Raw genomic sequence first — 25,373 nt, forward strand, 5'->3', positions numbered from 1 at the left:
CGCACAACATGCATTGTACGAACTATCATAACCCGTCAATCGACAATTTACGACGCAAATCATTTGTTTACTGAGGTGGTGGTGGGATGGATATTGAATGTGTGGATGACGAATCGATGATACTTAAATTAATTGAACAGGCGAGATATTGCTTACTTAAGGAATATCGAAATCATTCATCCTTTTCGCATCCGAAGGTGTACCTGCGCAGTACAGAGCTCGATAAGCTGCTGGAAATCTATTATAGGATGAACAAAGATTCTCCTTATAACAGGATGCGTAAATAGTGGAAGGGTTGTGTTAGATGACAGATGCTCAACGCCACCCTTTCTACCTATGGATTATTCTTTTAGTTTGTATTGTGACGATATTTATGGGTGAACGGCTAATTCCAGGAGCTGCTTCGCAAATGATATGGCTGATCATGCTTCTGCCATCTTTCGCATTTGCATATGAATTTAGGTTTAAGGGTGGACTTGCTTTTTCATTCGTAGTCCTTATTTCGGAAGGTTTAATCAAGTGGTACGATTTTATTAAGGGGGATCTGCGCGCAATTCCTTTGTACCAATTCCTATCATTCTTCGTTGTGCTTCTGGCTTTTTCTATATCGATAAGTGCGCTAGTACATCGATTGCATATAAAGAGGGACAAATTGAAGGAACTGATTAATCACGACTCATTAACGGGATTTTATAATCGCGCTGCGATTCGGCAGGAACTAGAACGTTTTGCAGAATCAAGTCATTCGAGCGAAGTAATTATTTCTTGTTTATTCATCGATATTGATGATTTCAAATTCGTTAATGAGACATACGGGCATGATACGGGAGATCGATGCCTAAAGGAAATTGCTTTACAGATAAAGGCATTAGTGCCCCTAAAGGAGAAGCCTCACTTTGCCAGATTGGGCAGTGATGAATTTGTAATTGTATTGCCTGATACTGGCAAAGTACAGGCGGAGCTGCTGGCTTTGGATATTCAGTCCAAGCTGTCGAATTCGCATTATCTTCAAAAATTGAATATGACTTTCAGTATCGGCGTTGCGAGCTTCCCTGAGGATTGCCAATCAGTTACAGAAATTCTGCAGGAATCGGATATAGCCATGTATCAGGCCAAGAGAGATGGTAAAAATCGGGTATGCACCTACTCATCAGACAGCAAGCTAACCCTTCTGGATGATTTACAAATGGAACAAGATTTGCGCGTGGCTTGGAATAATAAGGAGTTTAGGTTAGCCTTTCAGCCGCAAGTGGCTGTAGCATCCGGAGAAATAGTTGGGCTGGAGACGCTCCTTCGCTGGCATCATCCCGCAAGAGGCATTGTTCCGCCGGACAAATTCATTCCTGTTCTTGAACGCACTGGACTCATCGTGCCGCTGGGTCAATGGGTTCTCCAAGAGGCTTGTCGCATGTGCAAGGGATGGCAGCAAGCATTCTCTTCCAATTTGCGCATTGCTGTGAATGTTTCTCCTGTACAGCTTCAGGATTCGCAATTCGTCTGTTCGGTTCGCGAGGCACTTCATGCCGCAGAACTTAGCGCTGATTCTCTAGAATTGGAAATCACGGAGAATATTGCGATGATTTATAGTGATATCTGTATTCGGAAAATGCAAGAATTGAAAACAATTGGTATCCGTTTCGCAATGGATGATTTCGGGAGTGGGTACTCGTCATTGAATTATTTGACCCGTTATCCGATTGACGTGGTCAAGCTGGATAAAGGGTTCGTTCAAGCCTTGAATGAGTCTCCTAGTCATACAATATTGATGCAATCTTTGATCGAACTCGCCCATCGGTTACACATGGAGGTGGTAGCGGAGGGGGTTGAGCATCGTGAACAGCTCGATTTTTGTGAATTGCATGCCTGTGACACGGTGCAAGGGTATTATACAGGACGACCGATTCCGGGAGAGGCGGTCGATCTCTATCTGCGCAATTTTAGTTATGAAAAGCTAGCGAATTAAAATAATGATATTGACATGTCGTTGCTTTTGGAAAAAAAGGATTGCCAAAGAGGGACTAATCCGCTACAGTTAAGCCAAATGAATAGCAACACGGGTGCTTGATGAAGTCAGGCTGAGATAGTGGCCCTATGCCACTGACCGTTAATCTGATCTGGATAATGCCAGCGTAGAGACCTAATGTGCTTTTTTTATGCACAAATGTTCAAGCCTGCCGGTATTCCGGCGGGCTTTTTTTGTTCTTAGGGGGCAAAAGAGACCATGTATCCAAGGTTGGCGTGTTTGCCTATCTCATTGACAAATATGGATTGGATAAAGGAGTCGAGAAGAAGATGGCACAAAGGGAAGTAAGTGCAAGTAGTAAAGGGTTGAAGCTGACCGATATTTTGATCACGATTGTCATTTCAGCTGTGTTTGGCGTGATTTATCGAATTTGGGGACCGATTTATGATCTCATGAAGCCGTTAGGTTTACATGCCGAGCAGTTGAGTTATGGCATGTGGTTCATGGCGGCAACGTTCGCGTTCCTCGTAATCCGCAAACCTGGTGTTGCCCTGTTGGCCGAATTGGCAGCCGCAACGATTGAGGCACTGTATGGCGGACATTGGGGAGTCGGGACGCTCGTCTTTGGCTTACTGCAAGGGCTCGGCGCAGAGCTGGTGTTCGCGGCTTTCCGCTATCGTCGCACCAATGTGGGAGTGACGATTCTTGCGGCTTTCGCTTCCGCCATCATGTCCATCTTCGTTGATACGTATTATGGCTATATTGATCAATTGGCGTTCTGGAATTATGTCTTGTTTATTGCTTTGCGTCTGCTCGGCAGCGCTTTGATCGCGGGGGTATTCGCGTACTATCTGACGAGTGCCTTGTCGCGTACGGGTGTACTGAATCTGATTCGTCCCGTTTCCAAAAAAGATTACGACGTACTGGGTTAACGAGATGAGCGAAGGAATGAGCGTTACGAATCTACGGTTAAAATATCCCGGCGATGACGCCCCCCTGATTTTTCAGGGGGTTTCCTTTTCCATCGAGCGGGGGGAGAAGGTACTGCTGCTGGGCCCTAGCGGCTGCGGTAAATCGACCTTGCTTCAGGTGCTGAGCGGAATTGTTCCTGACATGATTGAACTTCCGCTCAAAGCGGATGAAATTCACCGGCCTAGCCGGTGGGGGTATGTTTTTCAAGATCCGGATACACAGTTCTGTATGCCCTATATGGACGAAGAGATCGCGTTCGTATTGGAAAATCAGGAAGTGCCGCGGGCCGAGATGCCTGCACGTATTCGGTATTATCTGGACTTGGTCGGGTTACATATGCCCGATGCCCATACGTTAATTAGTACGCTGTCTCAAGGGATGAAGCAGCGTCTAGCGATTGCTAGTGTGCTGGCACTTGAGCCAGAAGTGCTATTTCTCGATGAGCCCACGGCGCTGTTGGATGACGAGGGTACGAAACAAGTCTGGGACACGATACGAGCGATTAGTGGGGACAAAACGCTCCTCATCGTCGAGCACAAAATCAGCGGTTTGCTGGATATGCTCGATCGGTTGATTATCTTGACACCTGAGGGGAAGATTCTAGCGGATGGACCTCCAGTTGTGATGTTTGAGATGCACAAAGAGCACATGAGGGAATATGGCATCTGGTATCCTGAGGTCTGGGAGGACTACGCCAAGGAGCATAGGATACGTGCAGTTGAGGGAGAGTTGGAAGCTGGGCTTCCTCATGAACAAGCTATGGGAGCTGTTGTGCGAGTAGATGACCAAGGGAAAGCGCCGGGAAATGCACAGACTACTGAACCCGTTATGGTCTTCCAAGATTTCGTTGGTGTTCGCGGCGGGCAGATCAGGACCTTTGTGGATAACTTTAGCGTCTATCCAGGAGACTGGATCACCGTTGTCGGTGCCAACGGTGCAGGCAAGAGCTCGCTCCTCCTCGCGATTATGCGGCTCATTCCAACCCGCGGAAGCTGTGGGATCGCGGGTGTGAAGGGCAACAAAGTCGAGCACCTTGCGGAGCAAGTCGGCTTTGTGTTCCAGAACCCGGAGTTCCAATTCGTCACGAACTCCGTGGAGGAAGAGCTGACCTACGGCTTGCCAGAGGGTCAGCCGAAGAAAGGCCAGTGGGCAGCCGCCGAGAGGCTGCTCCGTGAATACGACCTGCTCGCGCTGCGAGAGCGGCACCCGTTCCAGCTCTCGCTGGGCCAGAAGCGCAGGCTTAGCGTGGCATCCGCGATGGTTCGCGGGCCACGCATCCTGCTGCTGGATGAGCCCACTTTCGGGCTCGATGCGCGCGGCACGCTGCGCATGCTCGAGGAGCTGGAGCGGTTGCGCGCCAGCGGAACCGTGATCGTGATGGTGACACACGATCAGGAGATCGTTCAGCGCTGGGCCACCCGCGTCTGGCAGGTCGAAGCTGGGCGCGTGACGGAGGTCGCGCACGTGCCCTTGCCCGTCCCTGTGCCCATAGCGGGCACAGGGGCACACGCTGCTACTGGAGGTGAGCCGCAGCTATGCAAATAACGTTCACCTTTCGCGAAACGTGGCTGCATCGGGTTAATCCAGGTGTGAAGCTCCTTTTATCGATCGGACTATTCATCGTTGTCGTCTTCACACATAACCTAAACATGATGCTATTCCTCACATTAGGCGCCTTGCTGCCACTGGCCCTATTATCCGGTCATCCTGCGAAGAGACTGTTGCTGTATGCGTCGCCGTTTCTGCTGATTTTCGTGTCTTCGACAGCGGGGATGATGATGTTCGGCGACGGGAAGACCGAATGGTTTCATCTGGGGATTATTCGAATTACAGAGGAGAGCTTCTACCGCGGCATCCATCTTGGTTTGCGTGGCATACAGGTTGCCTCCGTTGGCTTACTGTTCAGCTTAACCACACGGCCTGTCGCGTTGTTCTACGCGATGATGCAGCAGTGGAAGGTCGCGCCGAAGTACGCGTACAGCTTCCTGGCAGCGCTGCGCATGCTGCCTGTCATCCTGGAGGAGCTGCAGACGCTTCGCTACGCGCTCAAGGTTAGAGGCAAGCGTAAGCAGCGGAATCCGCTCACATCGTGGTATACCACGATGCGGATGATCGCCATTCCGCTCCTAGCGCAAAGCATCCGCCGTGCCCACCGGACGGCAGTGGCGATGGAAGCGAAGCGTTTTTCGATGAGTCGCAAACGCACGTATTATTACGTATCCTCCTACTCCGTATTGGATATATACTACAGCCTCTACTGGGGCGTGCTCGTTGCAGCTTCCTATTGGCTTGCCGTGACATGGCCGCTTCTAAGTCGTATCGACGTCCGTTGAAAAAAAGAGCAACCCAATGCCTGCTGCGAGGTGTGGGTTGCTCTTAGATTTATTCGCCCCATTTGAGCATGAGCGTAACGCGGCAGCACTGATTCCCATTCTTGGGGGGACCTAGCACGAACTGTACCGCACTGGGACTGTAGCTAGTTTCAATAGCGGATTCATACCCGAAGGAGTGCACGATGCGGTCTACTTCTTTCTGATTGCCATTCTGAGCATTCGTCATTAGCTGCTTGGCGACCACAGGGTCTGTGAGCTTCTTGACAAGAAAGGAAGCATCCTTCAGGAGGTGCTCAGAGGCAACGACCGAGGTAGACAGCATTTTGGAATTCACAGGTGGAAAGTTGCGGTCCCACGCCCAGTAAGGTGCGTAATGGTAAGGATGAATGGGATACTGATGATAATGAACTGGGGGATAGGCGTACAAGATTGGGTCGTTGAACATCGAGACCGACCCCTTTCTGTAAAATGATGAGCACTAGCAATATATGTGAGAGATGGGCTAGTGTGCTTCCCCATACAAAAAAGCTCCCCAATCGGGGAGCTTTCCTTCGTTCTACTTACCTTTATTTCGTTAGTGTTACATAGCTTGTCACTTTGACGCCTGAAGCTGAAACAGCCGTAAGTTCAAAGGAAGTGACATTACCCGTTACATGCACGGTGCCATCGCGATCGACGGATACCGATCCAACAGCGGATCCGGCTTCGCCTTGCACATCATTCGTGATGAATAAAGTACCTAGCGCAAAGTTATAAAGAGCGATGTCGAGGTTCTCATACGTGTTGCCATAGTTATCTGTAGCTTTAAGGTTCATGGCCGTGTAGGCGTCGAAATTCGCTTTGTACACACTGTCACCAACACCGAGTGTCATAGGTTGAGTAATGGAAGTTTCCCCCGCCGTCAACGTCTTCACACTGACAGAAGTATTTTCAACAGTTACGGTGACATGCAGTTGTTTAGCTTCCCCATTACCAATCTGCACAATAAGACTTACGTCTGTCGTTCCTGGTTTGTTCCCCAGCACATAGGCACGATGATCAGAAGTAAGGCCTACTTTGGCAATGCTGGAATCTGCGGCGATAGCAGACTGGACAATTCCCGGAGTAGCAACTTCCTCACCACCAGATGAGGTTACTTTTATTTTGATTTCTTTTGCAAATTTACTTAGTGTAGGATCTTCGGCAATGGTTTTGGTGATAGTACCGGTAGCGGAGCTAGTCAAACCACTATCGATGACGCTAGCCAAGCGGTAATCCCCAATGACGGAAACATTGCCTGGGTTAGACGGTGTTACGACCGGCGGTTTCTGAGCATTGAAAGCCTCTTGAGCTCCGTACGAGCTTAGCACGAGATCTTCGCGTGTCGCGGCTTGGTCGCCTGATTTGCTAGTTGGATGAATACCAAGAGCTGTAGCCTGCTTAACGGCATCGGTGTACCAAGGAGAGTTCGTCATCGAAACGGTCTTTCCTAGTCCTTTAAGAAGCACGGTATCCAACTGAGCCGCTGTAACGGATTCCCCAGGTAGGAAGGTTGTAGCTGTCACGCCATCGATTAGACCCGCTTTTTTGGCGGCTTCAATATAAGGGATCGCCCATCCGTTAGCTGCGTCATCCGCATGAACATCTGTGAAGCTGGATACATTAATCGTGAGATCAACCGGAATATTGTAGATTTTCGTTGCTACTTTAGCGAATTGCGCACGCGTCATATTTTGAGAGATTCCGAATGTTGAATCGGAAACCCCTTCAAAGATACCATCAGCGATCATACGATCGATTTTCGTTTTCAAAGCTGAGTTACTTCCAGTCAAATCTGTAAAGTCAGCGCTTGTTTTCACGGCAGCGGAAGCAGGTTGAACGAGCGTTAGAGATGCGAATAGGGATAAAGCCATGGCAGTCGTCGAGATCACGGTAAGTTTGTTAGATTTCATATTAGGAAGGTCCCCCTTGGCATAATTAAATTTTTGAACTTTCTAGCCATCTAGCTATCTAGTATTTCACGTGCTTGTCTTGTTGCTATAACTATAGCTTGCCTGATCATCCACGTCATTGTCAAATTTCTGGCAGTCTCTATGGATGAGTGCTAATTCATGCGGTTTTAGGATATGCATAGTAAATCAGATCGTATCTGTGATATACTTCCTTAACAGGAGATGATCAGATGAATGCGAAAGTTTCTTTCCAAACACTTCGCCGCCCCAAGCTAGTAGATGATGTTGTGACTCAGCTCCAGAAGAAAATTTCCGATGGCGAGCTGAAAATGGGTGATAAGATTCCGACGGAGCCGGAATTAATGGAGCAGTTCGGCGTTGGTCGATCTACCATCCGTGAGGCTGTTAGGGTTCTTGTGCATGCGGGACTGTTGGAGAAGAAGCAGGGCTTTGGCACATTTCTCACGGGGCATTCCGATGCAGCGATGCAGGAACCGCTCGTTCACCGATTACGCCGCGCCGAGATTCTGGAAGTCTACGAAGTCAGGAAGATGCTCGAGTTAGAAATATCCAGGCTCGCTGCAGAACGTCGCGACGAAGCCGATTTGGCGCAAATGAGTGAAGCGTTGGATCAACGGTTGCAGGCGCTAGAGCGAGATGATACGAGCGCTTATCTCGCTGCTGACATGGCGTTTCATCAGGCCATTGCGGTCGCGAGCAAGAACGCCATCGTTGTTGATCTCTATCGCTCATTCTCGGCGGTGTTGTTGGAAGCTCTGACGAATTTAGTGAAGGATGAGCAGGTTCACGATCACCATCATCTTTTTCATGTGAATGTGTTCCAAGCAATTCGAGATAAGGATGTTGCTGCTGCGGAGTATTGGACCGTTCAGAATCTGGAGGGAACCGTCCAGCAGGTCAAAAAATTTCTTCAACAGGACTCTGACTAGCGTGAAGCAAGAGTAAGCGCAGGGGGAGAACTAGGAGCAAGAGAACAGCAGGCTAAGCAAGATAGCAACAATACGATGTGGAAGATGGGGCATCCTTGCTTTCCTTCCCCTTGATTTTAAACATCAGATGATATGATGATAAGGAGTGATTTTTCATGCAGACAGCAACAGGTTCAGCTACGGCTGCTACCGCCAATTCAGCACAGGCACAAGCACGTACGGTTTATGCCATTTTATTTTCGATCAGTTTGGTGCATTTATTAAATGATGCGATACAGTCGGTCATTCCCGCCATTTTCCCCATTCTGCATGACTCCCTGCAGTTAAGTTTTACACAGATTGGCTGGATCGCTTTCACACTCAATGTGACAGCTTCCTTGTTCCAGCCTTTGATCGGGTTGTACACGGATGCGAGGCCGAAGCCTTACTTACTGCCAATCGGTGTGGTTTTCTCACTGTTTGGTATTGTCGTCCTGGCCTATGCAGGTACGTTCTCGCATGTGATTATGGCCGTTATTCTGGTTGGACTAGGCTCTTCGGTGCTTCATCCAGAGTCTTCGCGGGTCGCCTACTTAGCGGCAGGTCCTCGCAGAGGGCTGGCGCAGTCGATTTTCCAAACAGGGGGGAACATTGGTCAGGCGTTGGCTCCTATCTTCACCGCACTCATTTTCGTACCATTAGGACAATTCGGGATCATTTGGTTTACGTTTGCGGCGGCAGCGGGGATCATAGTTCAGATTTTTGTGGCAAAATGGTACCAAGGCGCGCTAGTTGTCCGTGCCACTGTTCGTAAATCGGCTTCCGTGAAGAAGCCTTTACCTAAGAAAACAGTCGCCTACGCGCTAGGCATTCTAATCATGCTGCTCTTTTCCAAGTTTGTTTACGTAGCTAGTATGACGGGGTTCTACGCCTTCTATTTAATGGACCATTTCGGTGTCACGACGGGGAGAGCACAGCTTATTATTTTTACCCTGCTGGCAGCTGGCGCCGTGGGTACATTCATGGGCGGGCCTTTGGCTGACCGCTTTGGCCGACGAAATATGATCTGGTTCTCCATCTTGGGAACAGCGCCATTCTCCATGCTGCTTCCCTTTGTGAACCTGTTCTGGTCAGCGGTTCTATGTGCATGCATCGGATTCATTCTGTTGTCGGGCTTCTCCGTGATCGTGGTTTACGCGCAGGAGTTGCTCCCAGGCAAAGTTGGCACCGTGTCAGGACTATTCTTCGGACTGGCATTCGGCTTAGGCGGTATTGGTTCCGCGGTGCTGGGGACGTTGGCGGATGCGACAAGCATCGGCTTCGTGATCCGGCTTTGCGCCTACTTGCCGTTGCTAGGATTGTTTGCAGCCTTTCTTCCAACCGATAAGAAATTGAATATGACGAGTTAATCGTAAAAAGCAGACGTAATGAGAATGATAAAAACAAATAAAATGAGTCAACTCGGCTTACCAGCTAGCATCATCGTGTATCGCTCGATTGATGCTTTTTGTGCTTTTGTAAGATGTCATTGATGTGCGCTAGAAATAATAGTCAATTTAGTTGACTATATGCAAAAATAGCTTTAGAATAACAATAAGGTCAAGTGGATTGACTAAATTGAGGAGGTTTGGTATGACTACAGATAACAACATTCTAGTAGTGAGATCGTTTATTAACCAATTTTGGAACGGAGCCGAACCTACAAATGCGGATCAATTTCTTAGCGCAGATTATGTAGATCACGCTTATGTGCCCAACAATAGGAAGGGACTTGAGCATACGGCTCGCCTTCTACATTCGGCATTTCCGGATCAATGCTCGTCAGAGGAAAGTATACTTGCTCAGGGAGATCGTGTTATTGTACGTCTAAGAATGAAAGGGACTCATCGAGGGAATTTCAGAGGTACTGAAGCGACTAACAATCCAATCGAAGTTTTGCTGTACCGTGAGTTTCGGCTTGCAAACGGGAAAATTGCCGAACACTGGGCGTTACTCGATACAGCATCCTTGCTGCGTCAAATAGGAGCCGAACTTCACGAGCATCCGGCTTGCCAAATAAACAAATCATAAGCATGAACCATAAGGCCGTCCTACAAGGACGGTCTTAGTTATTTTCAAATATTGTGTTAAAATAGGTAGGAAACAAGGGATAGGTTAGCTTATACGGAGGGAAGCCATTGTGTCTGAAGAAGGAGCTTGGGGTTATGAACTAACCATTCTGTTTGCAACCGCATTCCGTTTGGCCGTTGACGAGTTGCATAAGGAGTTGGCTCTGTTAGGGTTTGACGATGTCCGACCTTCCCATGGGTATGTCTTCCAAATGCTTTCCCATAGCGGTGCTACCGGAAAGGAAGTAGCCGAGCATCTGGGAATAACGAAGCAAGCTGCGAGCCTTACGGTAGACTATCTAGAAGAGCACGGATATGTCCTGCGACAACCACATCCTACCGACCAGAGAGGTAAACTTATCGTCTTAACAGAGCGGGGTTGGGATTGTATTCGTGCGACAGAAACTATTTTCACATCGATTGAGAATCGTTGGCAGGAAGTCCTTGGGAAAGATCAAATAGAAACACTGCGAGGAGAGTTACGAAAATTGGTGTACGCTTCTACGAATTCCCATTCATTTAAATTTCGACCTGTGTGGTAATAGACTTCAATGCAGGGGAATGGTAATCATGGCGAATGAGAAGGAAATCTCCGCTGCGAGCGGAGACTGTTAACGGTTGGCTTCGCGATCATTTTATTAGATGGCCACCCGACAACATTCTGCTGCTGATTGCTGGCCGTTATAAGCTGAAGGGGACATGGATTATGTCCCCGGCTCTGCGAGAATGCTTATTATTTATGCCGCTCGGTAATCTTGACGCATTCCGAAAGCGTAGCCTTGCTGTAATTGTTCCTATCGACAGATCAACGCTGCCTGTTCTGTTGGATGATCCGTTCGCAAATCCTTATTTATCCTCTCTGTCGCGAGAAGCTCTCAAAGCTTCTGAGGTGGATTCTCCTGACAAGGCGGGATGGTTTATACGGACGATCGATTACGCAGATTGGGAAAATCCGGAGTGCTCGATAACCGTGGAGACAAACTGGAGCCATTACTTCGTTTCAGTCGGGTAGGATCACCTGTCGGCTAATGTTTCTGGGATCTGTAAGACCCGAATTCAATATCCTGCAGGATGGAACGGCTGCTAGCTTGCCAATTTAACTGCTGCTCGGCTTTCAACCCAGACAACCGTTGGTTGATGCTGCCTGCCCAAGCCGCGGGTCCAAGGAAATGAGCGGCTTCCTCCAAAGTCCAAGATTCGACCTTTTCCTGCAAACCGGTCAGCCGGCTTATGGCACCTGTCAATTGCTTCATCGTTACCATTTCTCGAGAAGTTGCGTTAAATAAGGAGCCAGGCGCTGCCAGTTGAAAAGCCAAATAAAATAAACGGGCTAAATCCTCAACATGAATCGTAGACCATGCATTGTCCCCCTTATCAATGTATTTAGCCGCTTGTAAATGCTCAGTTAATTGAATGGAACCTTTAACTAAACCGCCCCCATGTCCGTAAACCAAGCTAGGACGGATAATAATCGTGCGAATAGTCCGTTCTGCTGCTTGTACCACTGCTTCTTCCTGCCGGACCTTCCATTTTAAGAAGACCATAGGGTCTAACGATGATTCTTCATTGACGATTTGTTCACGGGTATCATTATAGATAAGTGTTCCACTCGTATAAATAAAGGGCTTGCCGCTGCCTTCAAGGCCGTCCAGCATGGTTGCTACAGAACCAACATCAAGCTCTTCACACTGTGGAGTGAGGGAAATTGCGGTATGGATGACTCCATCGGCTTGGGAAACTCCTGCTAGCAAGGCTTGTTTGTCTTTTAGATCCCCAATGATAGCTTGATAGCCTCTACCCCGAATGAAATTCGCCTGCTCCTCGGATCTCACCAGTCCCAACACTTCATATCCTTCCGATCGAAAAATTTTTGCGATTTCAGAACCGATATATCCTGTAATTCCTGTTAAAAATAGCTTCATGTAGCATATACCTCCCTAAATTTTGGATTATGGAACAATTAGCGACCCCAATGATCACTTATATAGTGAAGGGTTATATTCAGCAATCTGTTTAATTCCAGACTGTCTTTTTCTCCTAAATGCTCGACGAGTCCTGTGAAAAGTTGGAAGAAGTTGTTTTCAGTACTATCCACTAGCTCTTCACCGGATTCTGTAGCTTTTACTAGAACCATTCGTTTATCTTTTTGGTCAGGATAACGAACGATATACCCTTTTTCTTCCAAAGTCTTTAGAATATGCGTAGCTCCGGCTTGAGTGATATTTAGCGCGCTGCTTAAATCAGACACTTTGACTGACTTCGCACCTCCGGAATTAAGATAAACGACAGTTGCTAGGAACATAGCCTCACTTGGTCTTAATCCTTGAACCGATCCTGTCCTTACACCCATTCTGCGAATTTGCCCAAACGTTCTTGCTAAATCCGTTGCGGTACTGTTTGTTTTGTGATTGTCCATAATGAGCCTCCAAAACTGACATATATTTTACTAAGTAAAGTTTACCAAATAAAGTTTACTAAGTAAAGTATATAATTTATTTTTATTGAGATGCAACAAGGATAGGATGGGAGTAAAAAATGAAATCGATCTTTCCTGGGGAAGTTTTTAGACTTAAACTGTCTAGCTTTGGCTGGATATTTCAAATGGAGGCATTAAAAAATTGAAAATAAACATGGGAACCTGTAAATTAAGATTTATATGTAATGGATAGGAAGTGAGCGCATGGATGTAAAAGAAGCGATTCGCCAGCGACGCAGCATTGGGAAACTTAAGCAGGATCCCATCGAGCACGCGTTGATTGAAGAGATTTTGGAAGCTGCAGTCTGGGCACCCAATCACGCGAATACGGAACCTTGGCGGTTCTGGGTGATGACGGGTGAAGGCAGAAAGCTGTTAGGACGGGGCTATGCCGAAGTCGCCATTGCGGAAGAAAAGTCAGGAGCAGATGCGGCTCTGTCGGAGGAAGAGGAGCAGCAGTTACGCAGCAGCAGCGAGAAGAAAGCCTTCCGAGCTCCGCTCGTTATAGCAGTTGCTGTCTCTCCGGCTGAGAAGCCTGTCGTACCTGTAATAGAGGAATATGCGGCTGTTCACTGCGCTGTACAGAATATGATGCTAGCTGCCCATGCCCTAGGCTTAGGCTCGATCTGGCGAACTGGTGATCCTACGTATCATCCGAAAATGCAAGAGAACTTCGGTCTCTCAGGTAAAGAAGAGATGGTCGGATTTATCTACATTGGTTACCCGGAAGTTATTCCAACGAAAGCAGCGCGTGTACCTTTTGCCTTAAAAACGCAATGGGTAACGGAGTAACTGCTCCGAGGCAACACGCTTGTTGAAAGGAAGTGTGACTGTGAATAACAGAGCCTTCCCAGCCAATTCCTGTGCCGTCTTATAGAGAAGTTCACAGATATACGGAACGAGAGGACGCTATTTGTTGAAAAACAGATGTCTCCCAGAAGTTGCGGAACGATTAAATATAGCGGAGCTACGTTCCGTTAGATCCCAGAAATTTAAAAAAACTCGCCCCCCACACGGGGAGCGAGTCTATTCTAGTTCTTCAGCGCAACCGCAATCCTTGCGGCGGTCTGCGCGTTGTGATACACGAGCGCGATGTTCGTCTCCAGGCTGCGGCCTTCCGTCAGCTGCTTGATCCGCGCTAGCAAGAAAGGCGTGACCTTCTTCCCGGTCACGTTCTGCTCTTTGGCCTCATTCAGCGCCTGCTGGATGACGGCCTCGATTTCGACATGGTCCATGGCGGACTCCGCTGGGACCGGGTTGGCGATGACGGCGCCGCCGCTAAGGCCGAGCTCCCACTTCGTGCGGAGCATAGCGGCCACGTCAGCCGCCTCATCGAGGCGGAAGTCTACGCCATAGCCGCTCTCGCGGGCGTAGAAGGACGGGAATTCGCTCGCTTGGTAACCTACCACGGGCACGCCGTGGGTTTCCAAGTACTCGAGCGTACGTCCAATGTCGAGGATCGATTTCACGCCGGCGCAGACGACGGCGACGTTGGTGGCTGCCAGCTCCGTCAAATCAGCGGAGATGTCCATGGAGCTTTCGCCTTCACGGTGGACACCGCCAATGCCGCCGGTAGCGAATACTTCGATGCCAGCAAGGGCAGCGCCGATCATCGTCGCGGATACCGTCGTCGCGCCGATCTTGCCCGACGATAGAATGTACGGAAAGTCGCGGCGGCTTACTTTTTCTACGTGGCCATTCGTAGCAAAAGCTTCAAGCTCCTGCTCGTTTAGGCCAATCTTGATTTTACCATCCATGATGCCGATGGTTGCTGGAACTGCACCATTATCGCGGATAATTTGCTCCACTTTTTTCGCCATTTCAATGTTTTGCGGGTAGGGCATGCCATGAGAAATAATCGTCGTTTCGAGCGCCACAACGGGTTTATTGTTCGCGAGAGCTTCCTTGACTTCATCAGTAAACGTTAAGTATGAGTGAGATAACATGGGTTTAGTCTCCTTTAGTCATGGTGTTAATCGTAAGTTGCAAGCGTTCCTCGTTCAGCTCACTGGACGTGGATTGACTGGTTTGAAGCGTAATGTGCGCAGCAGCAAGACCAAATTCACAAGACTTCATATACGTGTGGTGATGGGTAACACCATAGGCAATACCAGCTAAGAAGGCATCGCCTGCGCCAGTAACCTCGACAACTTCGGTCGGTATCGATGGAAAGAAGTGCTGGCCTTCTTCTCCCGAATAGTAGACGCCTCGGCTCCCCAAGGTAATGAAAACATGCTTCACGCCGCGGTTTCGAATGGATTCCGCAATTTGGCTATGATCAGGCTCTACGTAAAACATATCAATGACATCTTGATTCATGGTTAAGGGTGTATGTGCGAGTTGAATCGCTTCTTCTAAATTCGGGAAAATGGCCGTGACACCCGTAAGGTCCGTCGGAAGCTTCTTCGATTTCTCCGAAGAAACAGGATCCATGAAGAGCGGGATATTCTCCTCCTGACAACGCCGGACCAACTCTTCCAAGGTTTCGCTGGGAAGATTGGTATCTGCGATCACGAGCTGGGCAGCAGCCATATGGGACCATTTATCCCGAAGCATCGCGGGTAGAAACTTATCATAGATGTCCATATTGGCAAAAGCTAGAAACATCTCGCCCGACGTGTCGAGGAGTGCCGTGTAGGATCCTGTATTCTCGCCGCTAAGCACAATGGCTTGGCTGACGTCGACACCTCGGCGCCGGGTCTCTTCCAGCACCCACTGGCCTGCTTTGTCGTCTCCGACCACAGTTAAGAGTGCTGTTCGACAAGCTAAGCCCGCTAAAGCTTCGGCGATGTTGCGAGCTACGCCGCCGCAAGACTCCGTTACGGTAACAGGATTCGATGAAGCAAGGCGGATCACATGCTTGCTAGTGGCTTTACTATCGAGATTGGCTCCACCTATGCAGACAATCGTATGTTCATCCGAGGTGACATAGGCTCTGCCGCGAATCGTTCCCTTTTTAGTCAAAGAGGCAATATAACCAGCTACAGCGGATCGCGAGATGCCGATGATGCCTGCGATTTCATGCTGGGAAATGAATGGATTTTGACGGATAAGTGCTAGGATTTGCCCTTCACGATCCATGCGAAGCAACCCTCCTTCAACGTTCTCTCCTCATTCTAACTCACCATTAAACAAAAGTCTATTCAATAAACAAATGTCGAAATGACATGCCAAAAAGCCCGTTCCCAACAGGAACAAGGCTTTTTGCATGTTGTACTTGCAGCTATTCTGAATGCGTAGAATTGGAGCGTGACCCTAGTCCAAGCAACCCAAGTAACCCTAGTAAACCGATGTAGCTATACCACGGTTTCGTTTTATCTTTTGGCGTAGCAGCAACGGACTGAGCTTGTAGGGTGGCAACATTCAGAGCTGTTGGTGGTGTCAGTCCATAAGCGGCAGCGTAGCCATTCAAGTTCGTTGCTGGGAGTAAACGTGTATCTGCCCCTGGCATGCCATAAGGGTTGGTTTGGAACATGGTAGCCGAACCATTCTTCAAGCTATGCAGGTTTTCGGTCTGTGACACTTGCGTACTGTGATCATGGGCATGCAGCCGATATTGATGTGCTCCAAGCAGAAGGGAGAAAGTAAGGAAAGAAATTGAAGCTAACTTGAAAGAGCGGGTAACCATTATTCCATGCCTCCAGGTATTTAGTAGATAGGGGTCATTCAGAGTAAGTAAGCATATATTCCCCTGTGAACGAGAAGTTATGCATGAAGGAGTAGGGGGATGTTTAAGGCTATATAAACAGAAAAACCGTTGCCCCTAGATAACTAGGAGCAACGGTTCTGTTCACATGAATTACTTCGTAACGGTTACTTGAACAGTTGTTTTCATATTGCCAAACGTGATAGTAATACGGGCAGTTCCTTTGCCAGTTGCTTTGATCGTGCCATCCTTGACGTCTGCGGTCATGATGTTGGATGTTGTCCATAAGGCAGGCTTAGTTACATCATCCTCTGCTCCGTCCGTGTAGGTTGCGATCGCTTCTACTTTAGCTGTTTCGCCTTCCTTCAACGTAAGCTTAACGACATTCGTTTTCAAATATTTCAAGGTGTCGATTTCGACAGGAATGGAGACCGTTTTGCCACCGAAGAAGCCAGTGATGGTTGTTTTTCCTGAAGCTGTTGCTGTGAAAAGCCCTTTTTCAATCGTTCCGAGTTTGTATGAAGCAACTTTCCAAGTTGCGCTTTCCGTCACGTCTTTCGTTGTGCCATCGGACAGCGTTGCGGTTAATTTCAGTTGTGTTTCAGAACCGCTTTTCGTTACAAAGAAGGATTTATTCGCTGTTAAGCTATCTATCACACCGATTTCGACAGGAACAGAGACAGATTTACCGCCATAAGTTGCTGTAATGGTTGCTTTACCGCGGGCAACAGGTGTGACTAGACCTTTCGAGACAGTAGCAATACTTGTATTGCTGGATTTCCATTCTACATCGGTCGTAACAAGAACATCTTCGCCGTCGTCATCTGTTGCGGTAATTTTGATTAATCTCGTTTCATTTAGATCAAAAACTAAACTAGTCACATTGGCTTTCAATTCACTAGCCATATCCACTTTTACTGGAATCGTAACTGTTTTGTTGTCCAATTGAGCAGTAATCGTCGTTTCGCCAGAAGCGATGGCTTTTACGATACCTTTGTCAACCGTAGCGGCCTTAACATTGCTGCTTGTCCAAATGACATCAGCAGTTACCGTCTTCTTGGTATCATCGGTATAGATTGCTTCAGCAGTAAGAGCTGCTGTTTCGCCCTTTTTCAACGTTAATTTCTCTTGGCTGATCGTAAGAGTCTTCAACTCGCCTACGGAAACTTGTACAGTCGCTTTACGTGTACCGTATTCGGCAGTCACCGTAGCAGCCCCTGTAGCAATACCTGTAATGATACCATCACGAACCTCAACAACTTCTTTGTTGCTAGTAGTCCATGTGGTTTTGTCATTCAGATCGTCATCCGTACGGCCTTTGAAATTTGCAGTCATGGTGACCGTTGTAGAATCTCCGACTTGCATATTCACTGTTTTCTTGTCTAGTGTGATGGTTTTAGGAACATCAACTTCGACGCGGGTTGTCGTCTTCTTGCCACCATAGGTAGCAGTTACATTCGCAACGCCAGCTTTATACGATGTAATAAGTCCATTCGTTACCGTAGCGATCTCTTCATCGTCTACGCTCCATTCGGCTCTAGCTTTGACAAGATTGTCAGTGGAGCCGTCAGCATAGGTAGCAAATAACTCCAGTTGCTGCGTTTCATCTGCTTTTAAGATCACAAGCTCGCTGCTCACGACCAAACGACGAGGAACCTCAACGTCAACTTTGGCTGTGACTGTTTTATCCCCGTACTTCGCAGAGATCGTTGCTTCGCCAATTGCGTTACCGATAAGCTTGCCTTTGGTTACAGACACGATACTTTCATCGCTGGACGTCCATTCTGCACGATCCGAAATATCCGTAGGCGTAGTGCTTGTAGGATAGGTAGCATTAAGCTTTAACGTGCCTGTCCCATTCTTCTTTAACAAAATACTTTGTTTGTCTAACTCAAGTTTCAGTGTACTATCTACATCAACCGTAATTGTTGTTGATTTGGTACCGTAGGTTGCGGTTAACGTAGCTTTCCCTACGCTATACCCTGTAATTGTACCCTTCAGGGCATCTGCAACCTCTGGCTTGTCGGACGTCCATACCGCTTTAGCAGCTACGTTATCTTTCGTGCCGTCAGGGTATGTTGCAATTAATTCAAGCAAGCTAGTGCCCTTCAGAAGTAAGGAAACATTGGATTTCTCTGGGTCAAGACGACGTACAACTTCGACATCGACATCCAGAACGATCGATTGATTCATATGAGATACCGTGATGGTCGTGCTTCCCGGGTTTTGTCCTTTAACTAGACCATTCGTCACCGTAGCGACAGAGCTGGAACCGACTGTGTAGTCTGCTTTACTTGTTACATCGGCAGAAGTACCGTCGTCATAGTAAGCTGTGATCAGCACTTGGCTCGTTCCATTGAGACGAAGATCAAGAGCTTGCTTATCGGTGGTTAATGATTTTACTTTTTTAGTAACCGTTACGTTAACGATGACTGTCTCTCCAAGATAAGTGGCCGTAATGACGGCTTTACCTTCTTTCTTGGCTGTCACGACACCCGCGTAGACAGTTGCTACTTCGGTCGTGCCGGAGTTCCAATCGGTTTTGACCGTTGCATTCTCCGTGGAGCCACTTGTGAAAACGGCCGTTGCTGTCAGATTAGCTGTATCGCCAACCTGCAAGTTCAGTTCATTTTTGTTCAGAACTAATTTGGAAATGTCATTCGCGGCGAAGGCACTGCCGGTGAAAATAGCCTGAGTTGCAAGAATGAAAATGACGACTAGGGGCAACCATTTACTTTGAGAAAACCATTTCATGCTTCATTTCCCTCCATTAAAGCTGTTGCTAGAATCTGCTTGTTGAAAATAGATATCTATTTTCATCGGCATTTCCTCGCCAAAAATGAAGGGAAATGGTGATTTAATTTGTTGAGATTTTGTTGATTATGTCGAAATAGAAAACCCCACCATCTACACCCGCTTGCGGAGAGGGGGCTCAATGCGTTAACCGCGTTTCACAATTTTGAAATTATCTTGGAGCAGCAGCCAGTTCTGCGGGAATTTGAGCCCAAGCTTCCAGTAACTGATACCACGAAGTCCGAGTTCTTCAATTAATTGAAATTTAGCTTGAATCGAGCGAGCGTCCTCGAACCAGACGGTATGCTCTTTACCAGCATCATCCCAATAGTTAAAATGCGGTGCTTGCGCGGTGTAGTCATATAAAATTTGTGCATTATATTTGCGGGCCAGATCAATAGCTGCTTGCGGCGAAATCGCTTTGGCGTAGGCACCGCCTTGAACAAAGGGCAGGGTCCAGTCGTAACCGTACAAATTCTGACCCATCATGATTTTGGAAGAGGGCATTTCACTGCGTGCGTACTCCAACACTTTGCGAACCGGTCCAATCGGGGATACGGCCATAGGTGGACCGCCGCTGTAACCCCACTCATAGGTCATAATGATGACAAAATCGACAATCTGGCCATGGGCTTTATAATCATGAGCTTCGTACCAAGCTCCAGCTTGTGTTGCACTTGTTTTGGGCGCGAGCGCTGTGGATACGAGATAGCCTTTCTGATGGAAGCGATCTACCGCTTTGCGCAGGAATTTGTTGTAAGCCTCCCTATCCGCGGGCAGCAGATGTTCAATGTCAAAATGAATATCTTTGAAGCCAAGCTTATCCGCTGTCGTTTCGATCGTATCGAGCAAACGATTCTGAACCGCTTCGTCAGTTAGAATGACATGCCCAAGCTCTGCGCTGAATTGATCATTCTCGAGATTGGTAACCACCATCATGAGGGTGACCCCATGCTGTTTGGCGATGTCTTGCAAATGGTCAAGTGGCGGCTGTACCAATGTGCCATCACGGTTAATTCGGAAACTGAAGGGAGCTAAGTAGGTCAAATGAGGTGCGGCTTCGCGTGCAGCTTGAACGAGAACAGGTGACACATCTGTCCCTCTAGGTTCAATATACGCATTGACTTCGGCCTGTTTGCGCGGGGTAGGGGGGATATATAAGCGGAAACCGCTCGGCAATGGTTGATATAGCGTAAGCCCATTGGTAGACGCAAGGACGTCTAGGTCAATGCCGAGCTTTTGTGCGATTCGATACAGGCCCTCGCCAGGCTGCACCCAATAGTAGGAACCTATAATCGGAATGACTAATGCCTGTCCGATGACTAACGATTGAGAGGGAGTTAACTCATTCGCCTCTGCGACCTCTTCGACCGATACGCCGTAGGTTTGCGAAATACGATATAACGTTTGCCCCTTCTGGACAACGTGAATTTGCATAGGTTATGCCTCCTTAAAAAATGACCGAGCCGCCCTACATGGTAGTCTCAGTGGCTGAGATTCGCTATAGCACAAATGAGACACCCAAAGTGGGAGGCTCAGGAAATGGGGAGTCGGAAATGACTGTATCCGAGCCTGTTTTTCGATAAAACTAACCTCTTAACCGTGGTCGCTCATCCCAGGAATGACCCCGTCAAAGGTTTTCTCATATGTTATTCCGCTGATAGGCGTTAGGTGAATGTCTTGGGAGAAACTTTGGAGAAAAAGAAAAAGGGCTCGCCTGCGGACGCGCGTAGGGGGAGTGCGGTCTGTTAGGCAGCGAGGTGGCGGATCGGCAGAGGGGAAATCGCTGGCGTTGGCGGGACTGCTCACTTTATTGGATGCGGTTCCTCTTCTCGCGTTCTTCCTCTGCGTCTTCCGTTTCTCAAAAATGCAAAAATACAACCTTTTCTGCACATTTGTGCTCGAAAGTAGTGAATAAGTGCAAAAAGGCAACCTTTTCGAATGAAAACAGGTTAATTTCCTGAAATCACTCTAAATTGATGCTTATTTGCAACAATTTCCAATAATGAGGGAGGAACACGTTTGAAAAGTGCTTTTTTGCACTTTTGACAGGGAGAGGGCATACTGCATGGCTGATGAATGCAGTGGATGAGGGGGAGCTTGGTTACAGCCCTTGCTGCCGAAGCAGCTGGGCTGTAAGCTCTGGATGCGAGATCGGGAAGTGGTGCGCTGCCTCGATCTCGACCACGCGGGCGGCGCGAAGCTCCGCCGCCCAAGGGAAGGCACGATCCTGGGTTCCCCACAGGATCGCAGCCCCCTGCAGCAGCTCTGCCTGCTGCTGCGGAGGTAACACCTCTGCGCGAGCCAGCGCAGAGAGGGTCTCGGCAGTCGTCTTCCGCACACGCGGCGACTGCAGCTCTTGCAGGACATAAGTGACATACGAAGTCGGTATGTCACTTATGTCCACGAAGCAGCGCTGCGCCAGCAGCTGCTTCCGCAGGTCTTGCTCACGCAGCCGGCGCAGCGCGAGCTGGTTGAGGCGCGCGCTGCGGTACATGCGCGCGGCGGGGTGCAGGGCAGGCTGCAGCAGATGCAGCCTGTGGATCCGCTCCGGCACGCGGGCGTAGGCGTGGGCGGCCAGGAGGCCGCCCAGCGAGTGGCCCACGAGCGTGACCGGGCTGTCGAAGGCGCGGATCGCTGCGACGAGCGCTGCGACGTGGCCCTCCATCACGTTGTCGGCGTGATGATAGGGGGAGCGTCCGAAGCCTGGCAGATCGACCAGGCAGACGTCATGCTCGGGAAACTGCGCCGCGAGAGGAAGCAGGCAATCTGCTCCGCTGAGTGTGCCGTGCACAAAGAGGAGGGGGTTCATAGGCTGCTCAGAAGGATTTCGTTCCAATTGTAGTCCAGCGTCGCTCCCCATCACCTCGTCTTCTGAGATACGCCGCCCAGTTCGGCTTCGCTCCAGACTAGCCAAAGGCCCTCGCTTCCCTCGCACAAACCCCACAGTAGGCATATAGCCATGCACGAGTTGAAAATCTAGATCTGCCATCGTTGCAGGAAGCATATCTTCCTGAACCTTATTCGGAAGCATATGTTGGTGCAGCAAGCTATCTTTCGGATCTAGTGAATAAGGAGTACTCTTCTTCACAATGAATTCAAGAGACTCCTTGGGGATACCTAACTTTTGTCCTAGCGATGTACCTAAAAGCTTACTGAGCCACCTCGGCGAGATAGAACCATGAGGTTTACGAACACGCAGTTCTCTGGCGATTTGGGTGACTAACTCGTGCATGGAAGGACTCCCCTCGGGATCATCCAACAAATAGTAGGTTTGCGTTGACGGCGCAGCTTCTTTGGTTAATAAGTTGATGAAAGAGGCGACATGATCGACATGGACCAGCGGCAACCAATGTGTAGAACCGCCAGGCACGACAGACATCAGGCCGCGAGCTGTAGCTCGAACAAGAATGCCGAGGCCGCCAGTTTGAGGCGTTTCTCCATGCAGCGAGCTGCCAATGACCACACTGGGATGAACAATCGATAGAGGAAATTCCAGCGTCTGAGCACCTTCCCGAATGCGTAAATCCGCCAGACACTTCATCAACTCATAAGGAGGACCTTGTTCCAAATGTGCGATGACGGGAGCGGGATTGTGGATGTTTTCGTCCGTCCAAGGACTTTTGAACCCGACCACATGGATAAAATGCTGTAACCCCCCGCGCAGCTGAATATTTGCAGCCAATTGAAGCATTTCCTCTGCGGCCTGCAGGAAAACTTTCTTCGCCTCCGCCTCGCTAATCCGAATATCCATGGGTCCGCCAGCATGGATAATTACATCTGCGGTCAGAACCCTTTCTCTGTCAGCGTCACTTAAGCCAAGACCTGGCATACCTAAGTCACCTATGACAGGGTGGATGCGACTTTTATTACTATCAGTGCTGCCTAACCAACCTTGCCCCTTGCAAAATTGCTCCCATCTCGAACTTGACCGCACGAGCACAGACACCATGTGATCCTCTTGAGAAAGCTGCGCTAACGTATGAGTTCCGATAAATCCTGTGCCGCCAGTTATAAAAATATGTGCCAAATGAATAACCCCCATCTTATGAATTTGTAGTACTGATTAGTACTAATCAAGAGTAAAAAAATTACTTTAGCAATTGAGCTAAAGTAGTCAGTGTTTGACCCAGCAAAGCGGGATCTTGATTCGCATGCTGCAGGAAGAGGGCGCCTTCGAGTGTTGAAACGATAAGCCCAGCGATAGCTTTTGTAGGAAGAGTTGGAGAGAACTCTCCGCTCTGCACACCTTCGAGGAGCAGATTTTCCACGAGATGCATTTGCTCCTGGAAAAACAAACCTACTTTCCCCCTAAGTTCGCCCGCCTCCTGCGGCATCTGTGTATATAGCGTGAGGAAGGGGCAGCCTGCTAAGAAACTATTAGCCTGACCTGCCATGCCTTGAAGGAACAGTTCAAAACGGTTCTGTACACCTAAATCAGACCGAGCTGCGATCTCTTGCATCTGCTGTGTATAGGCCTCAATAAGTCCATCGAGAATCGCAGCTAAGAGTTCTTCCTTGCTTTTGAAATAATAATAAATATTCGTCTTGGACACCTTGCTGGTGACCACAATTTCATCCATGCTCGTCGCCAAATAACCCTGTGTCAGAAAGAGATGCTTAGCGGTCCGAAGTACAACATCGCGGTTGGTTATTCTTTTTATTTTTGTCATGAATAGTACTATACAGTACTAAATTAAGGGTGTCAAATTGTTCCAAGCGATGTAAGCTGAAGGATGTGGCAGGCGGACGTCGTGTTGTAACGATGTTTTTCACACTTACAGCGGGCGAACCGGTTATAGGCTTAGTCTTAGGACTAGGTACTATTGGAAAATAGTACTATTTAGAAAGCGACGAGTGCCATATACTCAGTATCAAGAGCAAGACATTCATAACGTTGCTTGGCAACGATAGGGGGATTTTAAAATGATGAATCAACGGAAACGAAACACAACGGCGTTTACTTTTATGGCGTGGGCATCCTTTATTGGGGCTTTCGTAGCAATGTTTATTGGGATATATACACTTGAAGAATCACTCAGCGTGAAGGGATATTTTGCGGTGTGTGCCCTGTTTCTTACCATGTCGGCATTCGTACTGCAGAAAGTCATTCGTGATAATCTGGAGGATGGGTATGAATCCCGCAAACGGAATACATCGGCTTTTACCTTCTTAGCGTGGAGCTCATTTGCCCTGGCCTTGCTCGGGATGTTCATTGGGATCATTAATCTGGAACAATTGCTTTCTGTTAAAGGGTATTACGCTGTTACGGCTTTGTTCTTGACGATGTCCTCGTTCGTACTTCAAAAAACAGTCCGTGACAATAACGATGAGGATGCCTTAACTCCTGTGCAGCATGTGCATGCAAGTGAGTTTAAGGTGGAAGAGTAGTTTGAAATGAGCGTAGAGGTGACTTCGTGTCCGATGTAAAATAGGGTAGGTTTGCACAATAAATACGGTTGAATGTAGTGTTGTTCGTTTTGGTAGCCCATATAGAATATATTGCCAACCCCCCAATCATCTAGTAATCTAGGAATGGGAGGGATTTGGTATGATTAGGAAAATAAGTAAAGTAATCTCTGTATTCGTGCTAATAGGTTGTCTTGGCTTTACAGTTCCTGCGTTAGGGGCTGAACAAGCTGTCACGAAGCCTGGTAGTATCACGTATGAGATGCAGGATATTCAAGTGTTATATGCAGCCGAATTTACCGCGTATCCACAAGCAACGATAGAGAAAGCTACGGTGTCCAAGTCAGTGTACGAGGCGGTTTATAATGACTCGGCTAAGCCATTGCAAGTGTTGTATGGCGTAGTTAAGTTGACGATGCCGACAGGCTATTCTTTTACAGAAGAGTTCATTAGCGTTACGGATGGGGTGAATATTGCGCGAGGGTTGTCCAATGGTGGAGGGCCTATTTATAATGTGAACAATCAAGCAAGAGGGCAGAGTACTGAGTTCGTGACAGGTAAAAAGCTAACGGATAAAAGCGTCGTCAAAGACTACTCCGATGGTTGGAAAACGATCAGACTGACGCGCAAGTGGGATGATTATGCTAATCCGATGGATTTTACGATCAGCTTTAAATGGGATTTGGTAGGTTCTGTGGATCATTTTTTCAAAAGGCTAACGGAGACTTCCTATGTAATCGACCTCTCCACGCTTCGGCATAAAGGTGCGAATCAGGCGGTGCAGCGATGAGAGGATTCTTAGGCAAGGCATCT

General features: G+C 48.3%; 24 protein-coding genes, 1 pseudogene and 1 riboswitch. Of the genes and pseudogenes, 14 read left to right on the top strand and 11 right to left on the bottom strand.

Annotation, left to right across the window (positions count from 1 at the left end; all coding sequences use genetic code 11):
* The first annotated feature begins 86 nt into the window (after positions 1–86).
* The 5 genes from A8708_RS01315 (at position 87) to A8708_RS01335 (ending at position 5,268) form a co-directional block, all read left to right on the top strand.
* Complete coding sequence (locus A8708_RS01315; protein WP_068661742.1) at positions 87–287, top strand: aspartyl-phosphate phosphatase Spo0E family protein; 201 nt, start codon at positions 87–89, stop codon at positions 285–287.
* 17 nt (positions 288–304) lie between these two features.
* Positions 305–1,963, top strand: a complete 1,659-nt coding sequence (locus tag A8708_RS01320) for a putative bifunctional diguanylate cyclase/phosphodiesterase (RefSeq protein WP_068661743.1) — start codon at positions 305–307, stop codon at positions 1,961–1,963.
* Between the two features lie 80 nt (positions 1,964–2,043).
* Positions 2,044–2,153: riboswitch (TPP riboswitch) on the top strand.
* A gap of 139 nt (positions 2,154–2,292) precedes the next feature.
* Positions 2,293–2,895, top strand: a complete 603-nt coding sequence (locus A8708_RS01325) for an ECF transporter S component (protein ID WP_068661789.1) — start codon at positions 2,293–2,295, stop codon at positions 2,893–2,895.
* 4 nt (positions 2,896–2,899) lie between these two features.
* Positions 2,900–4,480, top strand: a complete 1,581-nt coding sequence (locus tag A8708_RS01330; protein WP_068661744.1) for an ABC transporter ATP-binding protein — start codon at positions 2,900–2,902, stop codon at positions 4,478–4,480.
* Positions 4,471–5,268, top strand: coding sequence for an energy-coupling factor transporter transmembrane component T family protein (locus A8708_RS01335; RefSeq protein WP_068661745.1), 798 nt, complete (start codon positions 4,471–4,473; stop codon positions 5,266–5,268). The genes A8708_RS01330 and A8708_RS01335 overlap by 10 nt, the downstream gene beginning before the upstream one ends.
* A gap of 49 nt (positions 5,269–5,317) precedes the next feature.
* Here the strand turns inward: A8708_RS01335 and A8708_RS01340 are convergent, their stop codons facing one another.
* On the bottom strand, positions 5,318–5,713 hold the full coding sequence (locus A8708_RS01340) for a hypothetical protein (RefSeq protein WP_068661746.1): 396 nt from the start codon (positions 5,711–5,713) through the stop codon (positions 5,318–5,320).
* Positions 5,714–5,834: 121 nt separating this feature from the next.
* Complete coding sequence (locus tag A8708_RS01345; RefSeq protein WP_068661747.1) at positions 5,835–7,199, bottom strand: S-layer homology domain-containing protein; 1,365 nt, start codon at positions 7,197–7,199, stop codon at positions 5,835–5,837.
* Positions 7,200–7,429: 230 nt separating this feature from the next.
* Between A8708_RS01345 and A8708_RS01350 the strand changes: the two genes are divergently transcribed.
* From A8708_RS01350 to A8708_RS01370, 5 genes are all read left to right on the top strand, one after another.
* Complete coding sequence (locus A8708_RS01350) at positions 7,430–8,149, top strand: FadR/GntR family transcriptional regulator (protein WP_068661748.1); 720 nt, start codon at positions 7,430–7,432, stop codon at positions 8,147–8,149.
* 155 nt (positions 8,150–8,304) lie between these two features.
* Positions 8,305–9,537: an MFS transporter gene (locus tag A8708_RS01355; RefSeq protein WP_068661749.1), complete on the top strand. Its 1,233-nt coding sequence runs from the start codon at positions 8,305–8,307 to the stop codon at positions 9,535–9,537.
* 223 nt (positions 9,538–9,760) lie between these two features.
* Positions 9,761–10,198: an ester cyclase gene (locus tag A8708_RS01360; RefSeq protein WP_068661750.1), complete on the top strand. Its 438-nt coding sequence runs from the start codon at positions 9,761–9,763 to the stop codon at positions 10,196–10,198.
* Between the two features lie 109 nt (positions 10,199–10,307).
* Positions 10,308–10,778 carry a MarR family winged helix-turn-helix transcriptional regulator gene (locus tag A8708_RS01365; protein WP_068661751.1) on the top strand — a complete coding sequence of 157 codons (471 nt, stop codon included), beginning with the start codon at positions 10,308–10,310 and terminating at the stop codon, positions 10,776–10,778.
* A 35-nt stretch (positions 10,779–10,813) separates the two neighbouring features.
* Entirely contained in the window at positions 10,814–11,248 is a 435-nt protein-coding gene (locus tag A8708_RS01370) for a thioredoxin domain-containing protein (protein ID WP_068661752.1), read from the top strand.
* Positions 11,249–11,261: 13 nt separating this feature from the next.
* Here A8708_RS01370 and A8708_RS01375 read toward each other — a convergent pair whose 3' ends face one another.
* Together A8708_RS01375 and A8708_RS01380 are read right to left on the bottom strand one after the other, a co-directional pair.
* Positions 11,262–12,158, bottom strand: coding sequence for an NAD-dependent epimerase/dehydratase family protein (locus tag A8708_RS01375; protein ID WP_068661753.1), 897 nt, complete (start codon positions 12,156–12,158; stop codon positions 11,262–11,264).
* 38 nt (positions 12,159–12,196) lie between these two features.
* Positions 12,197–12,652: a MarR family winged helix-turn-helix transcriptional regulator gene (locus tag A8708_RS01380; RefSeq protein WP_068661754.1), complete on the bottom strand. Its 456-nt coding sequence runs from the start codon at positions 12,650–12,652 to the stop codon at positions 12,197–12,199.
* 264 nt (positions 12,653–12,916) lie between these two features.
* On the opposite strand from A8708_RS01380, the gene A8708_RS01385 reads away from it, so the two are divergent.
* Entirely contained in the window at positions 12,917–13,504 is a 588-nt protein-coding gene (locus A8708_RS01385; RefSeq protein ID WP_068661755.1) for a nitroreductase family protein, read from the top strand.
* 239 nt (positions 13,505–13,743) lie between these two features.
* On the opposite strand, the gene A8708_RS01390 is transcribed toward A8708_RS01385, so the two are convergent.
* The 7 genes from A8708_RS01390 to A8708_RS01425 form a co-directional block, all read right to left on the bottom strand.
* Complete coding sequence (locus A8708_RS01390) at positions 13,744–14,658, bottom strand: pseudouridine-5'-phosphate glycosidase (RefSeq protein ID WP_068661756.1); 915 nt, start codon at positions 14,656–14,658, stop codon at positions 13,744–13,746.
* A gap of 4 nt (positions 14,659–14,662) precedes the next feature.
* Entirely contained in the window at positions 14,663–15,793 is a 1,131-nt protein-coding gene (locus A8708_RS01395; protein WP_068661757.1) for a carbohydrate kinase, read from the bottom strand.
* Between the two features lie 142 nt (positions 15,794–15,935).
* Positions 15,936–16,340, bottom strand: a complete 405-nt coding sequence (locus tag A8708_RS01400; RefSeq protein ID WP_068661758.1) for a hypothetical protein — start codon at positions 16,338–16,340, stop codon at positions 15,936–15,938.
* Between the two features lie 171 nt (positions 16,341–16,511).
* Positions 16,512–19,112, bottom strand: coding sequence for an Ig-like domain-containing protein (locus A8708_RS01405; RefSeq protein WP_068661759.1), 2,601 nt, complete (start codon positions 19,110–19,112; stop codon positions 16,512–16,514).
* 186 nt (positions 19,113–19,298) lie between these two features.
* The gene (locus A8708_RS01410) at positions 19,299–20,588 is read right to left on the bottom strand and encodes a glycoside hydrolase family 18 protein (protein WP_068661760.1); all 1,290 of its coding nucleotides are present in this window, start codon (positions 20,586–20,588) and stop codon (positions 19,299–19,301) included.
* 667 nt (positions 20,589–21,255) lie between these two features.
* Complete coding sequence (locus A8708_RS01420; RefSeq protein WP_068661762.1) at positions 21,256–23,196, bottom strand: alpha/beta fold hydrolase; 1,941 nt, start codon at positions 23,194–23,196, stop codon at positions 21,256–21,258.
* 46 nt (positions 23,197–23,242) lie between these two features.
* Positions 23,243–23,824, bottom strand: a complete 582-nt coding sequence (locus A8708_RS01425) for a TetR/AcrR family transcriptional regulator (RefSeq protein WP_068661763.1) — start codon at positions 23,822–23,824, stop codon at positions 23,243–23,245.
* A gap of 295 nt (positions 23,825–24,119) precedes the next feature.
* On the opposite strand from A8708_RS01425, the pseudogene A8708_RS36945 reads away from it, so the two are divergent.
* From A8708_RS36945 to A8708_RS01435, 3 genes and pseudogenes are all read left to right on the top strand, one after another.
* Positions 24,120–24,257: pseudogene (locus A8708_RS36945) on the top strand (YiaA/YiaB family inner membrane protein); the annotation flags it as partial.
* Positions 24,234–24,542: a YiaA/YiaB family inner membrane protein gene (locus A8708_RS36950; protein ID WP_239696485.1), complete on the top strand. Its 309-nt coding sequence runs from the start codon at positions 24,234–24,236 to the stop codon at positions 24,540–24,542. The pseudogene A8708_RS36945 and the gene A8708_RS36950, both read left to right, overlap by 24 nt.
* A 160-nt stretch (positions 24,543–24,702) precedes the next feature.
* On the top strand, positions 24,703–25,350 hold the full coding sequence (locus A8708_RS01435; RefSeq protein ID WP_068661764.1) for a hypothetical protein: 648 nt from the start codon (positions 24,703–24,705) through the stop codon (positions 25,348–25,350).
* The last annotated feature ends 23 nt before the right edge of the window (positions 25,351–25,373 follow it).

Source organism: Paenibacillus oryzisoli (assembly GCF_001653565.1).
GTDB lineage: Bacteria > Bacillota > Bacilli > Paenibacillales > NBRC-103111 > Paenibacillus_E > Paenibacillus_E oryzisoli.

Bases quoted from the DNA above. Each gene is read 5' to 3' on its own strand.
- A8708_RS01315 (WP_068661742.1), top strand. From the start codon at position 87: ATGGATATTGAATGTGTGGATGACGAATCGATGATACTTAAATTAATT.
- A8708_RS01320 (WP_068661743.1), top strand. From the start codon at position 305: ATGACAGATGCTCAACGCCACCCTTTCTACCTATGGATTATTCTTTTA.
- A8708_RS01325 (WP_068661789.1), top strand. From the start codon at position 2,293: ATGGCACAAAGGGAAGTAAGTGCAAGTAGTAAAGGGTTGAAGCTGACC.
- A8708_RS01330 (WP_068661744.1), top strand. From the start codon at position 2,900: ATGAGCGAAGGAATGAGCGTTACGAATCTACGGTTAAAATATCCCGGC.
- A8708_RS01335 (WP_068661745.1), top strand. From the start codon at position 4,471: ATGCAAATAACGTTCACCTTTCGCGAAACGTGGCTGCATCGGGTTAAT.
- A8708_RS01340 (WP_068661746.1), bottom strand. From the start codon at position 5,713: ATGTTCAACGACCCAATCTTGTACGCCTATCCCCCAGTTCATTATCAT.
- A8708_RS01345 (WP_068661747.1), bottom strand. From the start codon at position 7,199: ATGAAATCTAACAAACTTACCGTGATCTCGACGACTGCCATGGCTTTA.
- A8708_RS01350 (WP_068661748.1), top strand. From the start codon at position 7,430: ATGAATGCGAAAGTTTCTTTCCAAACACTTCGCCGCCCCAAGCTAGTA.
- A8708_RS01355 (WP_068661749.1), top strand. From the start codon at position 8,305: ATGCAGACAGCAACAGGTTCAGCTACGGCTGCTACCGCCAATTCAGCA.
- A8708_RS01360 (WP_068661750.1), top strand. From the start codon at position 9,761: ATGACTACAGATAACAACATTCTAGTAGTGAGATCGTTTATTAACCAA.
- A8708_RS01370 (WP_068661752.1), top strand. From the start codon at position 10,814: ATGAGAAGGAAATCTCCGCTGCGAGCGGAGACTGTTAACGGTTGGCTT.
- A8708_RS01375 (WP_068661753.1), bottom strand. From the start codon at position 12,158: ATGAAGCTATTTTTAACAGGAATTACAGGATATATCGGTTCTGAAATC.
- A8708_RS01380 (WP_068661754.1), bottom strand. From the start codon at position 12,652: ATGGACAATCACAAAACAAACAGTACCGCAACGGATTTAGCAAGAACG.
- A8708_RS01385 (WP_068661755.1), top strand. From the start codon at position 12,917: ATGGATGTAAAAGAAGCGATTCGCCAGCGACGCAGCATTGGGAAACTT.
- A8708_RS01390 (WP_068661756.1), bottom strand. From the start codon at position 14,658: ATGTTATCTCACTCATACTTAACGTTTACTGATGAAGTCAAGGAAGCT.
- A8708_RS01395 (WP_068661757.1), bottom strand. From the start codon at position 15,793: ATGGATCGTGAAGGGCAAATCCTAGCACTTATCCGTCAAAATCCATTC.
- A8708_RS01400 (WP_068661758.1), bottom strand. From the start codon at position 16,340: ATGGTTACCCGCTCTTTCAAGTTAGCTTCAATTTCTTTCCTTACTTTC.
- A8708_RS01405 (WP_068661759.1), bottom strand. From the start codon at position 19,112: ATGAAATGGTTTTCTCAAAGTAAATGGTTGCCCCTAGTCGTCATTTTC.
- A8708_RS01410 (WP_068661760.1), bottom strand. From the start codon at position 20,588: ATGCAAATTCACGTTGTCCAGAAGGGGCAAACGTTATATCGTATTTCG.
- A8708_RS01420 (WP_068661762.1), bottom strand. From the start codon at position 23,196: ATGGGGGTTATTCATTTGGCACATATTTTTATAACTGGCGGCACAGGA.
- A8708_RS01425 (WP_068661763.1), bottom strand. From the start codon at position 23,824: ATGACAAAAATAAAAAGAATAACCAACCGCGATGTTGTACTTCGGACC.
- A8708_RS36950 (WP_239696485.1), top strand. From the start codon at position 24,234: ATGTCGGCATTCGTACTGCAGAAAGTCATTCGTGATAATCTGGAGGAT.
- A8708_RS01435 (WP_068661764.1), top strand. From the start codon at position 24,703: ATGATTAGGAAAATAAGTAAAGTAATCTCTGTATTCGTGCTAATAGGT.